The sequence below is a fragment of the Nocardia halotolerans genome (assembly GCF_042650145.1).
Taxonomy (GTDB): domain Bacteria; phylum Actinomycetota; class Actinomycetes; order Mycobacteriales; family Mycobacteriaceae; genus Nocardia; species Nocardia halotolerans.
Map to the genome: position 1 here is coordinate 17100 of NZ_JBHSDL010000005.1, position 13921 is coordinate 31020.

The 13921-nt window shown below is 67.8% G+C and carries 11 protein-coding genes; 4 read left to right on the plus strand and 7 right to left on the minus strand.

The window, feature by feature from the left end; genetic code table 11:
- Nucleotides 1–49: 49 nt before the first annotated feature.
- Both ACFO5K_RS03905 and ACFO5K_RS03910 read left to right on the plus strand, forming a co-directional pair.
- Nucleotides 50–1267 carry a serine hydrolase domain-containing protein gene (locus ACFO5K_RS03905; protein WP_378555811.1) on the plus strand — a complete coding sequence of 406 codons (1218 nt, stop codon included), beginning with the start codon at nucleotides 50–52 and terminating at the stop codon, nucleotides 1265–1267.
- Between the two features lie 176 nt (nucleotides 1268–1443).
- Nucleotides 1444–3225 carry an exonuclease domain-containing protein gene (locus ACFO5K_RS03910; RefSeq protein ID WP_378555813.1) on the plus strand — a complete coding sequence of 594 codons (1782 nt, stop codon included), beginning with the start codon at nucleotides 1444–1446 and terminating at the stop codon, nucleotides 3223–3225.
- A gap of 33 nt (nucleotides 3226–3258) precedes the next feature.
- Here ACFO5K_RS03910 and ACFO5K_RS03915 read toward each other — a convergent pair whose 3' ends face one another.
- The 6 genes from ACFO5K_RS03915 to cysD all read right to left on the minus strand — a co-directional run bounded on the left by ACFO5K_RS03915 (nucleotide 3259) and on the right by cysD (nucleotide 10068).
- Complete coding sequence (locus tag ACFO5K_RS03915; protein ID WP_378555815.1) at nucleotides 3259–3837, minus strand: Uma2 family endonuclease; 579 nt, start codon at nucleotides 3835–3837, stop codon at nucleotides 3259–3261.
- A 287-nt stretch (nucleotides 3838–4124) separates the two neighbouring features.
- Nucleotides 4125–5255, minus strand: coding sequence for a sulfotransferase family protein (locus ACFO5K_RS03920; RefSeq protein ID WP_378555817.1), 1131 nt, complete (start codon nucleotides 5253–5255; stop codon nucleotides 4125–4127).
- Nucleotides 5256–5271: 16 nt separating this feature from the next.
- Complete coding sequence (locus tag ACFO5K_RS03925; RefSeq protein WP_378555819.1) at nucleotides 5272–6057, minus strand: SDR family oxidoreductase; 786 nt, start codon at nucleotides 6055–6057, stop codon at nucleotides 5272–5274.
- Nucleotides 6054–7217 (minus strand): hypothetical protein, encoded by a 1164-nt coding sequence (locus tag ACFO5K_RS03930; protein WP_378556674.1) that lies wholly within the window; start codon nucleotides 7215–7217, stop codon nucleotides 6054–6056. Before ACFO5K_RS03930 ends, ACFO5K_RS03925 begins: the two co-directional genes overlap by 4 nt.
- Before the next feature lie 50 nt (nucleotides 7218–7267).
- The gene (gene cysC / locus ACFO5K_RS03935) at nucleotides 7268–9163 is read right to left on the minus strand and encodes an adenylyl-sulfate kinase (protein WP_378555821.1); all 1896 of its coding nucleotides are present in this window, start codon (nucleotides 9161–9163) and stop codon (nucleotides 7268–7270) included.
- A complete protein-coding gene (gene cysD, locus ACFO5K_RS03940) occupies nucleotides 9163–10068 on the minus strand; it encodes a sulfate adenylyltransferase subunit CysD (protein WP_378555823.1) in 906 nt (301 codons plus the stop codon). The genes cysC and cysD overlap by 1 nt, the downstream gene beginning before the upstream one ends.
- Nucleotides 10069–10150: 82 nt before the next feature.
- Between cysD and ACFO5K_RS03945 the strand changes: the two genes are divergently transcribed.
- Together ACFO5K_RS03945 and ACFO5K_RS03950 are read left to right on the plus strand one after the other, a co-directional pair.
- Nucleotides 10151–11074: an IclR family transcriptional regulator gene (locus ACFO5K_RS03945; protein ID WP_378555825.1), complete on the plus strand. Its 924-nt coding sequence runs from the start codon at nucleotides 10151–10153 to the stop codon at nucleotides 11072–11074.
- A gap of 80 nt (nucleotides 11075–11154) precedes the next feature.
- Complete coding sequence (locus tag ACFO5K_RS03950) at nucleotides 11155–12048, plus strand: DUF5995 family protein (protein WP_378555827.1); 894 nt, start codon at nucleotides 11155–11157, stop codon at nucleotides 12046–12048.
- 63 nt (nucleotides 12049–12111) lie between these two features.
- Here ACFO5K_RS03950 and ACFO5K_RS03955 read toward each other — a convergent pair whose 3' ends face one another.
- Nucleotides 12112–13836, minus strand: coding sequence for a GMC oxidoreductase (locus tag ACFO5K_RS03955; protein ID WP_378555829.1), 1725 nt, complete (start codon nucleotides 13834–13836; stop codon nucleotides 12112–12114).
- Nucleotides 13837–13921 lie beyond the last annotated feature (85 nt).

The following is a 13921-nucleotide window of genomic DNA, read 5'->3' on the forward strand; positions in this document are numbered from 1 at the left end:
CGGTGCGCCGCCCGGAACTACCGCGGCCGGCCACGGGAGGACAGAGATCGTGAAGATTCCACTGGCAATACTGATCGGCGTGGCCACGCTGACCTTGGGCGCGTGCACGGTGCAACCGGCGTCCAGCGAAACCGAGGCTGCGCGAACAGGTTCGGAACTGGACCCGGTTGCCCTGCGATCCGCGCTCGACGCCGTCCACGACGCGGGGATGATCGGTGCGTACCTCGAGGTACGTCAGGACGACCGGGTGTGGAACGGCGCGGCCGGGGTTGCCGACGTCGACTCCGGCGAGCCCATCGGGCCCGACATGGTGCACCGAATCGGCAGCATCACCAAGACATTCGTCGCGGCCGCGATCATGCAGCAGGTCGAGCAGGGACGGATCGGGCTCGACACGTCGATCGGTACGTACCTGCCGCACCTGGTCCCTGGCGCGCGTGGCACCGAGATCACGGTTCGGATGCTGCTCAACAACACCAGCGGGCTGGCCGAGCACCTGCCGTACTCGTTCCCTTCCCTCGCCGCCTTTTTCGGCGGCGCGCACTTGTCGTCGCAGAGCTTGGACGAGCACCGGTTCACCCAGTTCGACCCGATCGAGTTGATCGAAATGGGCGTCAGCGCACCCGCCACCGGGGAGCCCGGATCGACTCCCGGCGTGTACTCCAACACCAACTATCTGCTGCTGGCCCAACTGCTCGAGCAGGTGACCGGAACAGCGTTCGAAACCTATGTCACCGAGAACGTGATCGAGCGCGCCGGACTCGAGCACACCGCGTTCCCGACCGAGCCGACCCTGTCAGCTCCGCACCCGCGCATGTACGAGGCGCTGTTCGGAGTACTCGATCCGCCGCGCGACTACAGCGTCTACAACATGTCCTGGGCAATGGCCGGCGCCGGCCTCGTCTCGACCATGTCCGACCTGAACCGCTTCTACCGCATGCTGCTCGACGGGCAGATCGTGAGCCCCGAGTCGTTGGCGCAGATGCAGCGCACCGTGCCGGTGATCGCCCTGGACGGCACACAGATCGAGTACGGCCTCGGCCTGCACAAGGTGCGGTCGCCGGGCGGCGAAGTCTTCTGGGGCCACGACGGAAGCGTCTTCGGTGCCCAAGCGCTGTCGCTGACCAGCGCCGACGGCACACGTCAGCTGTCGGTCGCGCTGAACCTCGTGCGCTGGAACGAGATGGGCGCCGATGGCAAGCCGAAGCCACACCCCATCGACGACGCCCTCACGGACCTGTACCAGGTCGCGATGGGCGAGAAGTGATCCCCTTCAGCGAAGCTATGGAGGCGCCCGGCTTGTCACCCGAGCGTTGGTGCCGACGACACGGAGATGGCGTGCCCGGACTCGGTCGCCGAAGTCGCGTAACGCAATTCGCGCGTCACTGAGCATTGGAGTGCAACGTTTCGGGCCCGGCGAGCGATGCGATGCTCATGCAGGCGATGACAACACAGGTCGATGAGCAGCAGCAAACAGCCGGGTTCGGTGCGTTCACCGTGGTGGATGTCGAGACTTCCGGGCTACGGCCGCACCAACATCGAGTGCTGTCCGTCGCTGCGGTGACACTGGACGGCATCGGTCGGGTGACGCGGGAGTTCCACACCCTGGTCGACCCGGGGTGTGATCCGGGCCCAGTGCACATCCACGGGCTCACCGCGGAGGTGCTGCGAGGTTCGCCCCAGTTCGGCCAGGTACGCGACCAACTCACGACGATGCTGGACGGCCGGGTGATGGTGGCGCACAATGCGTTGTTCGACTACGGGTTCTTGCTCCAGGAGTTCACCCGAGCTGGGGGATCCAGGCTGTGCACGTTGGCACTGGCCCGCCGCATCGCCCTGCCGACCCCGGACTACAAGCTGAGCACCCTTGCGACGTATTACGGGGTACCGCAACAGAAAGCGCACGATGCTCTCGACGACACCCGTGTACTCGCGAATGTTCTTCGGGCGTTGGTCGCCGATGCGGCCCATCTCGGCATCACACCACCCCTGCTCGACTGCTCACCCGAGTCGGCCAGGCCGACACAATCCAAATGGCCTGTCGAACGACGTGTCCCGAAGCAGCCGTGCCGCTTCGCCTACCCGGGGAAGCTCTCGGCGGCGGGCTCCCTTCGGCAGGGGATGAAGGTGGCGCTGACCGGCGAAACTCGTCTCGAACGGGACGTACTGGTCGCGCGTGCCGAGGCTGCGGGACTGGAAATCACCAGCATGGTCAGCAATCGGACCAGTGTGCTGGTCACCAATAGCGTGGTGGCGGGTACGAGCAAGGCACGCAAGGCCTTCGAGTTGGGTACACCCGTGATCGACGAGGCGCGGTTCGTTGCGCTGCTCGAGGCCGTCGAACCCGGAAATCCGAAAGAGTCTGCGGTGTCCAAGGGCCCGGCGCCACGGCGAGCTGTGCCACCCACCGCGGCGGTGTCGGGGCCGCTGGCCGGGCGGCGAGTTCTGGTGCTGGGCGGAGTCCACGGCCAAGCTTCGGCGGCGCGCTCGCGGGTCGTCGAACTCGGCGGTTCGGCGGCGGTCAACCTCTCGGCGTCGGTGACTGATGTGCTCGTGCTGACAGGTGGCGAATCCGACCGCCGCGCGAAGAAGGCTCGCGAACTGGCACGGGCGGTGCACGGACCAGAGCTGCTGGATCAGGGCGCGAGCACGCCCGCAGCGAAAGCGGAACGAGGCCGAGTTGGGAGCCCTGCGGAGCCGACGGTGTTGTCGCGGGGGCAGGTGATCGACCTACCGATTGCCGATGGCGGCACCACGTGGACCCTGCGGGCAACCTGGAGCCAACACAGCGCACCGACCGTTGATCTCGTCGCGTTCCTGCTGGACGGCGACGAGCAAGTCGATGACTCCGGCGACTTCGTGTTCTACAACCAGCCAACAGCGCAGGGCGCCGCGCTTTCCGAGGACGGCCCGAACGAGCAGTCGATCACAGTGGTCCTCGATGACCTGCCCGAGCATTGCACCCGCATCGTCTTCGCCGCCGCTGTCGACGGCGCCGGTCTCACCTTTGGCGCCGTCGGCGCGATCGAACTGGACTTCGCCTCCGGCACAGAATCCAGTGCCGCGGTGCGTTCCACGCTCGATGCCGCAACCGTGGAACGTACGCTGCTGCTGGCGGAACTGTATTTGCGTGGCGAAGACTGGCGCTTGCGCGTGGTAGGCCAGGGTTACGAGACCGATCTCGGTGCGCTGGCCAGCGGGTACGGGGTCGGGGTCGGCCAGTGACTCGACTGTCGGCGGCCGGGTTGGTCGGTGTGATCAGGTGGTGCGCCGGCCGGTGAGGGCGCTCAGGTCTATGGTGAGTGGGAATGGTTCGCTCATGTGCACCGTGCCGGTGGCGCGCGGCGTGATTCGGTAGCCGCCGGTGTCGTCGAGGGTGTAGATCGTGAGGCCGACCGATTCGATGTCGATGAGGTCGATCACCCAGTAGTGGGCGATGCGATTTGCGGCGTACTCGCCTGCCTTGATGGAGTAGTCACGGACCGCGGACTCGCCGGAGGACGCGACCTCGACGGCGAGCGCGATCTGATCGCTGCGAATTCGAAGTTGGTCGTCGATGTCGGCGGGTCCGACCACCACGTCCGGCACACGACGGGGGGATCGGCCGTTGAGCTCGGCCTCGATTTCCGCGAACGCCTCCCACTGTTCCGGAAGTTGGCTGTCCAACTGCATGAGCAATCGCTTGATCGCGCGACTGTGCGGTGGCGCCGGGCGAGCGTTCACGAGCAAGAGTCCGTTCTCGATCTCGTAGCGTTGGCTGGTGTCGGTCGGCAGAGCATCGAACTCGGCGACGGTGATCGGTCGCCCGCGCGGGCTCGGCGCCATCTCCACCGTCATCCTCAGCCTCCGCATGCTCGTCCACTGCGTCCTGGTGTCATTATCGCACGTCGAGCCGGTGGGGTCGCCTGCCCTCGAGGAGTGCACGAGGTGGCCGCCCGGGTTCGCGCGCTGATCTTCGGTGGCATGACCGCCCCCGCACTCGGGTCGGGGCAGAGCAGGCGGGTCGGCTTCATGGGGAGTGAATGGGTGTTGGTTGCACCGTGCCGACCCGCCTGCACCTCATTCGTCGTCGGCAGCGGGATGGATCGGGCCGTTGTCGAAACGGCCGGGATCGACTCCGGGTGTCAGGCTCGGAAGCGGTCGGCAACCATCTCCTCGGTCAGGCCGTAGTCGGCGAGGGCGTACTGGTGGGTGGGTTTGCGCGCGCCGGTGCGGCTTTCGGTGTCGAGGGCGGTGATGGCGGTGCGGGCTTCGGGGGTCAGGTCGGTGCCGATGTGGGAGTAGATGCGTTCGACTACACGCAGGGGATCGGTACGCAGGTCGTCGAAGTCGACGTCGAGGAAGGTGGCTTCGGGATGGCGGGCTCGGGATGCGGCGAACTCGGTGAGACCACGCGACCACAGGTCGAGTTGGGTGCGGCCGATGGTTTCGCCGGTGAAGACAGTGGACCAGCCGCGGGTGGCGTGCTCGTTGAGGCTGCAGACCGAGGGGATCACCGTGGCCGGGTCGCGGTGGGTCTGGATGACCACCGCATCGGGGTAGACGGCGAGCAGGGCATCGAGGCAGAAGAGGTGGCTGGGGTTCTTGAGGACCCAGCGGCGCGCGTCGTTCATGCCGATCAGCTGCAGGTTGCGGCGGTGACGGGCGTAGGCCGGGGTCCAGTCCTGGTCGGCGAGCCACCGCGAATAGGTGGGCAGGTAGGCCAAACATTCGTAGGAGCGCGAGACGAGCGACTGCCGGAGCAACTGCCAGCATTCCTCCACGTCGGCGGCGCTCATGTAGTGCAGGCCCATGAATTCGGGGTTGCGCACCTGGTGTTGGCGCAGGCCCGCGTCGATCTGCTGGTAGGCGGGGTTGTCCGGCCAACTCTCCTGTGGCGGGCGGGGTTGCGGGAAGTCGGTGAGCCACATCTCGAGGCCCTGGTTGGCGGGGTCGGCCGCCAGCAGACGGTGCAGGGCGGTGGTGCCGGTGCGGGGCAGTCCGGTCACGAAAATCGGTCGGGTGACGGGAGTTTCGCTGTACTCCGGGTTGGCCGCCCACGCCGCTTCGCTGAGGGCCCGAGCGATCAGCGCGCCGCGCAGGAAGAATCGCGACATCTTGGAGCCGAGCTCGGTGAGCCCGGCTTCTTCGCGATAGGAGTCGAGCAACACCTGGAGGGCTTCGGTGTAGTCGTCGGGCCCGAAATCGGTGAGGCCGGTGAGTTTGGTGGCCGAGGCGTGCAGGTCGGCGACGGTGCCGACATCGGTGCGGATCATCGGGGAAAGCTCCTGCTCAGTTGTGGTATTCGCCGCAGTTGACGTCGAGGGTCTGGCCGGTGATCGCGCTCGACCACGGGGAAGCGAGAAACACCACGGCACGGGCGATCTCGTCGGGTTCGGGCAGGCGCTTCAGGTCGGACCTGGCGGCGGTCTGCTCGTACACCTGGTCGGCGGTGATGCCGTATTTCTTCGCGATCTCCCCGAAGTACCACTTCAGCTGATCGCTCCAGATGTATCCGGGCAGCACACTGTTCACCCGGACCCCCTTGCCGCCGAGCTCGGTGGCCAGCGTCTGTGACATGGCCAGCAGTGCCGCCTTGGTGAGTTTGTAACTGCCGTACCGGGGTTCGCTGTGGCGCACGACCGCCGAATTGATCATCACCACAGCACCCGCGGAATCGGTGAGGGCGGGGGTGAAGGCCTGGGTCACCCGCAAACCGCCCAGCACGGTGAGGTCGACACCGGCCCGGATGTGGTCGAAATCGGTGCGTTCCAGCGGCTTCATCGACGGCACGGAGAAGGCGTTGTTCACCAGGGCGTCGACCCGGCCGAAGGTTTCGACGGTCCGCGTCACGAGATTGCCGACCGCTGCGTCGTCGGTGATATCGGTGGGCACGCTCAGCGTGACACCACCCACCGCCTCGATCTCGGCCGCGACTTCGTGCAACCGTGATTCGGTGCGCGCGGCCAGTACCACCGTCGCGCCCGCGGCCGCTGCCGCCAGGCAGATCGATCGACCCAAGCCGGGGCCGACTCCGGAGACCACGACAACTTTTCCGTCCAGCAGTGCCCCGCTCATCCGAGCATCCTCTCTGCGAATGCCCGCTGCCGGGCGGCGATCCGGTCACGCCATCCGGCGGCGTCGATCCGGTTGTGTTCGTAGTGGCGAAGGTGCTCGCCCACCTCGTCGAAGGCCACCAGTTCCGCGGTGGGCCCGTCGGCCGCGGTCATCGGCCGGTCGGTGCGCTGCCACCGGAACTGCAGGATCCCGCGGGTGCGCCCGGTCGTCTCGATCCAGTTCGTGATGCCGGGATCGCGTCTGCTGACCACCATGCGGATCATCCCGTCCGGGTCCACCTGTGCCTGTGTGTGGTTGAGGCTCGTCTGGTGGTTGACGTAGTCCAGCGAGATGTACCAGAGGCTGCCCAGCTGGAAACCCTGATACGGCGCATCGGATTTCGGGACGGTGATCACCAGCGCCTGATCGTCGGCGAGATCGAAATGCCCGACCGAGGAGTACTGGGTGCTGAGCCCGCCCGGAGTCAGGCGGGGCGCGGTGAGGGTGTTCACCGGCAGGTCCAGATAGAACCACTTCGGGAAGTTGAACCAGGTGTGCACCCTGGTCAGCAGCATGTTCCCGGCCGCCCGGTACCGTTTGCGCAGGCGCGCGAGGTCCGGTTCCGCCGGGGCGGTCCCGATGGTGTCGACCCGCTCGATCCGGATCGAGCCCTTACGCTCGGTCCAGTCGCTGTAGACCTCGCGCACCGCCAGCATGGACGCACCAGCGCCCAGCGGGAAATAGTCCTCGGGGGCATCCGGTTTCGGCGGACCGAACCGGATCGAGAAGCTGCCGTCCGGGGCGATCGGAATCCGCCGGTCGTCGAACGCGTCGGCGCCACCCGGCACGTCGGTGGCGGTGTAGTCGCCTTTGAGTACCTGGAAACTGAGGTCGACGGTACTGCCACGTACGCCACGCACGACGTACTCGGCCGTGGGCTCGATGTTGGCGTGGTAGTAGAGGGTGTCGGGGTTGTCCAGGCCCATCTTGGCGTAAGGCCCGGTGGAGGAGACGAAACAGGGATGCGAGGTGCCGTGGACGCCGGAAAGACGCAGGCACGCCGCGGTACTGGCGGCCAGATAGTCGTAGCCCTCGGCCAGGTCGAGGTCGCTGCGGACGAATTCCGCCCCGGCGATGAGGGTTTCGGCCTGGGCCACCGCGGCGAGGAACGGTGCGGTCATGGCTTCCGGTGGGGAACTGCTACCGGTTTCGGCGGCGGTGCTGGAGTGGGTCAACGGTCTGTGATTCCTAGCGCTCGAAGGATATGGGCGGCGATCTCGGTGGGAGAGCCGAGATCAGGAGTGATGACGAGGTCGGGTCGTTCGGGTCGCTCGTAGGGTGAGCCGATGCCGGTGAATCCGGGGAGCTCACCGGCCCGGGCCTTGGCGTAGAGGCCTTTCGGGTCGCGCCGTTCGCATTCGGGCAGCGGGGTGTCGACGAAGACCTCGTGGAAGGGCAGCTCCCGCGCGGCGTGGGTGTCGCGGGCAGCGCCGCGTTGGTCGGCGAACGGGCTGATCACCGACACCACCGCCACCGACCCGGAATCGGCGAACAGCGCGGCGACCTCGGCGACGCGGCGCACGTTCTCGTCCCGGTCGGCGGGGGAGAAGCCGAGGCCGGCGTTGAGCCCGTGGCGCAGGTTGTCGCCGTCGAGCAGGTAGGCGGGTCGCCCGGCCTCGACGAGCAGGCGTTCGAGTTCGACCGCGATGCTCGACTTCCCGGAGCCGGACAGACCGGTGAGCCAGATCGTGGCGCCGAGGTGGGTGCGTTCGGCGCGTCCCACCGCCGAGCGATGCCAGGCCACCGTGCCCGGCTGAGCGAGGTGCGCTGTGCCCGGTGGGTGCCGGCCGTCGTCGTCCGCCGTCGTGGATTCGCGACCGGTCACCATGCCCGCCGCGACCGTCTCGTCGGTGGCCGGGTCGATCAGGATGAAGCTGCCCGTGCGGCGGTTGTCCCGATAGGTGTCCGACATCAACGGGTGACGGCTGCGCAGCCGCACCCGCGCGATGTCGTTGAGCGACAGTGATCGCACTCCCTCGACCCGGTGCAGTGAGTTGATGTCGAGGCGGTAGTCGATCGCCGTGACATCCACCGACGCGGTCTGCGCGGCGGTACGCACCAGCAGTCGCGCGCCGACCCGCAGCGGGGTGGTCTCGGAGAACCAGCACACCATCGCGTCGAGGTCGGTGTCCTGATGGGGGCGATTGCCGGGGCGGGCCAGGAGGTCGCCGCGACCCACATCGAGGTCGTCGTCGAGGGTCAGCGAGATCGCCATGCCGGTGAACGCCTCGTCGACCTTGCCGCCGCCCGGACCCCAGATCTGGCTGACCCTGGTGGTGCGCCCGGCCGGCAGCACCACCACCTCGTCACCGGGTTTGAAAATGCCCCCGGCCACGGTGCCGGCGTAGCTGCGGTGCGCGGGGGCATCCTGCTGGGCGCGGATCACGTACTGGATCGGTAGCCGGGCGTCGATCAGATTACGGTCCGAGGCGATGTGCACATCCTCGAGATGACGCAGCAGCGGCGGGCCCGGGTACCAGTCCATCTGGGTCGACCCGTCGACCACATTGTCACCGTGCAGCGCCGAGACCGGGACGAAGCTGAGATCGCCGACGGTCAGTTTGGCGGCGAAGGCCCCGAAGTCGGCGCGGATCTCCTCGAAGCGGTCCTGCGACCAGCCGACCAGGTCCATCTTGTTCACACACACCACCAGATGCGGCACGCCCAGCAGTGTCGCGAGGAAGGCATGCCTGCGGGTCTGCTCGCACACCCCGGTGCGGGCGTCGACCAGGATCATCGCGAGATCGGCCGTGGACGCGCCGGTCACCATGTTGCGGGTGTACTGCACATGCCCCGGTGTGTCGGCGATGATGAACTTGCGGCGGGGAGTGGTCACGTAGCGGTAGGCGACGTCGATGGTGATGCCCTGCTCGCGTTCGGCGCGCAGACCGTCGGTGACCAGCGCCAGATCGGTGGCTGTGGCGCCCCGTGCGGTGCTGAGGCGCTCGACGGCGGCGAGCTGGTCGTCGAACAGGGACTTCGAGTCGTAGAGCAGCCGGCCGATCAGCGTGGATTTACCGTCGTCCACACTGCCCGCGGTGGCCAGGCGTAACAGGTTGCGGCGCATCAGAAGTAGCCCTCTCGCTTGCGATCTTCCATGCCGGTTTCCGAGATCCGGTCGTCGGCGCGGGTGGCGCCGCGCTCGGTGAGCCGGGTGGCCGCGACCTCGACGATCACCTTCGCCGGGGTGTCAGCGGTGCTCTCCACGCAGCCGGTGCAGGTCGCGTCGCCGACGGTGCGGAAGCGCACGGTCGTCTCGAAGACCCGCTCACCGGGCGCGGGGGAGACGAAGCGCGTGGCCGAGAGCAGCATCGCGTCACGCTCGACGACTCGGCGCCGATGCGCGTAGTACAGGCTCGGCAGTTCGACGGCCTCGCGGTCGATGTACTCCCAGATGTCGAGTTCGGTCCAGTTCGACAGCGGGAACACCCGGATGTGTTCACCGGCTCGATGCCGCCCGTTGTAGAGGTTCCACACCTCGGGGCGCTGCGCGCGCGGGTCCCATTCGCCGAAACGGTTGCGGAAACTGAACACCCGCTCCTTGGCGCGCGCTTTCTCCTCGTCCCGCCGGGCACCACCGAAGACGGCGTCGAATCGGTGCTCGCCGATGGCGCGCAGCAATGTGGTGGTCTGCAACGGGTTGCGCGTCCCGCCGGGGCGTTCCACGGCCCGGCCCGCGTCGATGTCGTCCTGCACGTGCGCGATCAGCAGGCGAGCGCCGGTGCGGTCGGCGGTGTGGTCGCGGAAGGCGATCACTTCGTCGAAATTGTGGCCGGTGTCCACGTGCAGCAGCGGAAACGGCAGGGGCGCGGGCCAGAACGCCTGTCGCGCCAGATGTAGCAGCACCGCCGAGTCCTTCCCACCGGAGAACAGCAGTACCGGTCGTTCGAAGGTGGCGGCCACCTCTCGGAAGATGTGCACCGACTCGGCCTCCAGCGCGGCCAGGTGCGACAGCTCGTATCCCGTGTGCATAGTCACTCACTTCGTTCCCGGGCTCCCTCGGACATCCCGCCCGGGTTGCGTTGTCGAATATTCGACGCTATTGTTCGGTATTGTGACACCGACGATAGGCCGGGCCGCGCGCACCGGTCAAGAGGCGATGCCGAATCCGGCGCGCGAGGACGCCGGCACCGCGTCACCACCGACGCAGCGGGTGGTGCAGGTGCTCGAACTGCTGTCTCGGCACGCCACCGAGCGACTCTCGTTGGCCCGCATCGTGCGCGAAGCCGGGCTTTCCCGAGCCACCGCCCATGCGGTACTCACCCAGCTCACCGCCGACGGCTGGACCGCGCGCGACGCGGAAGGCTGCTACGGCATCGGGTTGCGCCTGCTCACCGTCGCGCGCCGCGCCGAAGCCGCGTTCCCCCTGCGCCGCACCGCGATCACGCATCTGCGCGCCTTGTCGGAACACACCGGCACCCCCGTGTTCCTCGCCGAACGCGACGGCGACAGCATCGTGGTCACCGAAGTCGTCGGCGACCCGTCCGCCGGCTGGATCCGCCCCGGCCGTCGCCTCCCGCTCGCGCCACCCGTCTGCCGCGAATTCATCGCCTGGACTTCGGAACCCGAACGCCAGGAATGGCTTTCGACCGCCGACCCGGCCCACCGGGACCGCCTCACCCACGTCCTGGCCGAAATCCGCGCCCGCGGCTACTCGGTGGAACGCCTGGCCGACGACTCCACCCCCGTACTCGAAGCCCTGGCCGCCCTCCGCGATTCGCCGGTCACCTCCGCCTTGCGCACCCAACTGAGCTCGGCCATCACCGAACTCATCACCATCGACTACCTCCCCGACGAACTGGGCCCCGAGAACGCCGTCGTCACCGTCGCCGCACCCATCCGCGACACCGACGGCGCCGTGATCGCCTCGGTCGTCACCTGCCCCGACACCCGCCTGTCGACCACCGAACTCAGCAACCTCGGCACCGCGACGGTCGCTGCCGCGCAACGGATCACCGAGGGCGATCCCGGCGACTGATCTGGCGGCCTGAAGACACGAAAGTGTCTGGCCTGGCGTGCCTGACGGGCACCCGGCCGCGCGGATGGTGGAATTTCCGGATGCGCCTTTCGAACGGGACGGTCGCGTGTATCGCGGCGATGGTCATGGCACTGCCCGCGTTCGTCGCGGGTCCGGCGGCGGGTACGGCGGTGGTCGACACTGCCTGCGGGTCGACGCTGTCGGCTACCGACATCGCCGAGATCGTGGAGTTGTCGGACACTTCGGCGATCAGCGGGGACGACGGCCTGGCTCGGCTCGAGAATGCGGTGGACCGGCACCGCCGGATCACCGGCATCCTGGTCGAGCACCGGGACCTGCGTGGGTTGTTCGCGATCGGACTCGACGCCGTCGAGCAGACCGCGGTGATGCCGTTGCAGCGCGACCCCACGGCGTTCGCCGACCGGGAATACGCGCACGCGATCAGCCTGGAGCTGCTGCGCAGATTCCTCGACAACCTGCACGCCGAGTTCACCGGTGGGGTGGCCGAACCGCAGTGGGAGCACTATTTCGCGCTGGCGCAGGATTGCGGTGCGTCTCGGGCGCGCACCGCGATGGCGGGCTACAACGCGCATCTGACCGTCGACCTGTCGTATTCGGTCGCCGCCGTGGGCAGCCGGCCCGAGGACGCCCCGGACTATTTCCGGATCGTCGCCGCGATCGCCTCGGTCGGTGACGTGATCATCGACCGGACCAAGGCCGTCTACGGTGCCGATCTCGGACCGCTGTGGCGTTTCTACTTCGTCGGCGAGGGACTGGATCAACTGTTCGGCGCGGGTGTGGCGACCGAGCAGATGCTCATCGCCGCCGATCTCGCCGCCAACATCGTCATCTTCAGCAACGGCCTGGCCCTACAGGACCCCGCGCTGGCGCCGGCGGTGCGCGCCGAGATCGCGGCGCTGTGGCAAGCCGCCGACCTGGCCTTCGAGGCGTTGGCGCAGATCAACGCACTCTGACAACTCGGCCCCGGCCTCGCGGTGTGATTCCGCGGGACCGGGGCCGAGTTGTCAGTGGGTTGATCAGCCCGCGGTCTTCTCCGCGCCACGGATCTCCACGATCGGCAGGATCAGCGCGGCCGGTGCGCCCTCGGGCACGACCGGCTGCTTCGGGGCGACCGGCTGGATGCGGGCGTACCCGGCGCTCTGCTCGGGCCGGGTGTCGACCCCGCCCTTGTTGGGCCAGTAGGCCGCGGCCCGCTCGGCCTGGGCGGTGATGGTGAGCGACGGGTTCACCCCGAGGTTCGCCGACACCGCGGCGCCGTCGACGACGCTGAGCGTCGGGTAGCCGAAAACGCGGTGGTAGGCGTCGATCACGCCATGCTCGCGGTCGGCGCCGATCGCCGCACCACCGAGGAAGTGCGCTGTCATCGGCACATTGAAAACATCACCCCAGGTGCCGCCCGCGACTCCGCCGATCTGCTCGGCCACCCGCCGGGTGACATCGTTGCCCGCCGGGATCCAGGTGGGGTTGGGCTGGCCGTGGCCCTGCTTGGAGGTGAGTTTGCGGCCGAACAGCCCGCGTTTGGTGTAGGTGGTGATCGAGTTGTCCAGGTGCTGCATGACCAGTGAGATGATGGTGCGCTCACTCCAGTTCTTCACGCTCATGAAGCGGAAGAACGTCAGTGGGTTGGCCAGTACCAGCCCGAGGAACCGCAGCCAGCGCGGGATCCGGCCACCGCCGTCGACCATGAGGGTCTGCAGCATGCCCATCGAGTTGGAACCCTTGCCGTAGCGGACCGGCTCCACATGGGTGTCGGGGGTGGGGTGGATCGAGGAGGTGATCGCCACGCCCTTGGTGAAGTCCTGGCCGGGGGCGAGGGTCTTGGTCGCAGCGCCGACGATGGACTCGGAATTGGTGCGGGTGAGCAGGCCGAGCTGGTCGGAGATCTTCGGCAGCGCACCTTCGTCGCGCATCGCGTGCAACAGCTTCTGGGTGCCGAGGGTGCCGGCGGCGAGCACCACGTGCCCGGCGGTGAACGTCTTGGGTGCCTTGCGCACCCAGGCGCCGGTGCGTTCGGTCGACACGTCCCAGCTGCCGTCGGGCAGCGGCCGCAGTGCCGACACCGTGGTCATCGGAATGACCTGCGCCCCGGCCTGTTCGGCGAGGTAGAGGTAGTTCTTGACGAGGGTGTTCTTCGCGCCGAACTTGCAGCCGACCATGCAGTCGCCACATTCCACGCACCCGGTGCGCTCCGGGCCCGCCCCGCCGAAGTAGGGGTCGGCGACGGTCTTGCCGGGCTCGCCGAAGAACACGCCGACGGGCGTCTGCACGAAGGTGTCGCCCACGCCCATGTCCTCGGCGACGGACTTGAAGATCTCGTCGGCGGGGGTCATGTGCGGGTTCTGCACCACGCCGAGCATTTTCTTGGCCCGCTCGTAGTACGGGGTCAGTTCGGCCCGCCAGTCGGTGATGTCGCGCCACTGCGCGTCCTGGAAGAACGGCTCCGGCGGCACGTAGAGGGTGTTGGCGTAGTTCAGTGAGCCGCCACCGACACCGGCGCCGCCCAGGATCAGGACGTCGCGCAGCGGGTGGATGCGCTGGATGCCGTAGCAGCCGAGCTTGGGTGCCCAGACGAATTTGCGCAGGTCCCAGCTGGTCTTGGGCAGTTCGTCGTCGGCGAATCGGCGGCCCGCCTCGATGATGCCGACCTTGTAGCCCTTCTCGACCAGCCGCAGTGCGGTGACACTGCCACCGAAGCCGGAACCGACGATCAAGACGTCGAAGTCGGTGGTTCGCTCGGACATAGAGGAGCTCCTCGGTCGGTGTCAACAGTGACGCCGGTAACGCTAACGCCGACAGCCAGGGCTGTCAAAGTCCATCGCGACCGCC

Coding starts and splice junctions, on each gene's coding strand:
- ACFO5K_RS03910 (WP_378555813.1), top strand. CDS start 1,444: ATGACAACACAGGTCGATGAGCAGCAGCAAACAGCCGGGTTCGGTGCG.
- ACFO5K_RS03915 (WP_378555815.1), bottom strand. CDS start 3,837: ATGACGGTGGAGATGGCGCCGAGCCCGCGCGGGCGACCGATCACCGTC.
- cysC (WP_378555821.1), bottom strand. CDS start 9,163: ATGCGCCGCAACCTGTTACGCCTGGCCACCGCGGGCAGTGTGGACGAC.
- ACFO5K_RS03950 (WP_378555827.1), top strand. CDS start 11,155: ATGCGCCTTTCGAACGGGACGGTCGCGTGTATCGCGGCGATGGTCATG.
- cysD (WP_378555823.1), bottom strand. CDS start 10,068: ATGCACACGGGATACGAGCTGTCGCACCTGGCCGCGCTGGAGGCCGAG.
- ACFO5K_RS03955 (WP_378555829.1), bottom strand. CDS start 13,836: ATGTCCGAGCGAACCACCGACTTCGACGTCTTGATCGTCGGTTCCGGC.
- ACFO5K_RS03930 (WP_378556674.1), bottom strand. CDS start 7,217: ATGACCGCACCGTTCCTCGCCGCGGTGGCCCAGGCCGAAACCCTCATC.
- ACFO5K_RS03925 (WP_378555819.1), bottom strand. CDS start 6,057: ATGAGCGGGGCACTGCTGGACGGAAAAGTTGTCGTGGTCTCCGGAGTC.
- ACFO5K_RS03920 (WP_378555817.1), bottom strand. CDS start 5,255: ATGATCCGCACCGATGTCGGCACCGTCGCCGACCTGCACGCCTCGGCC.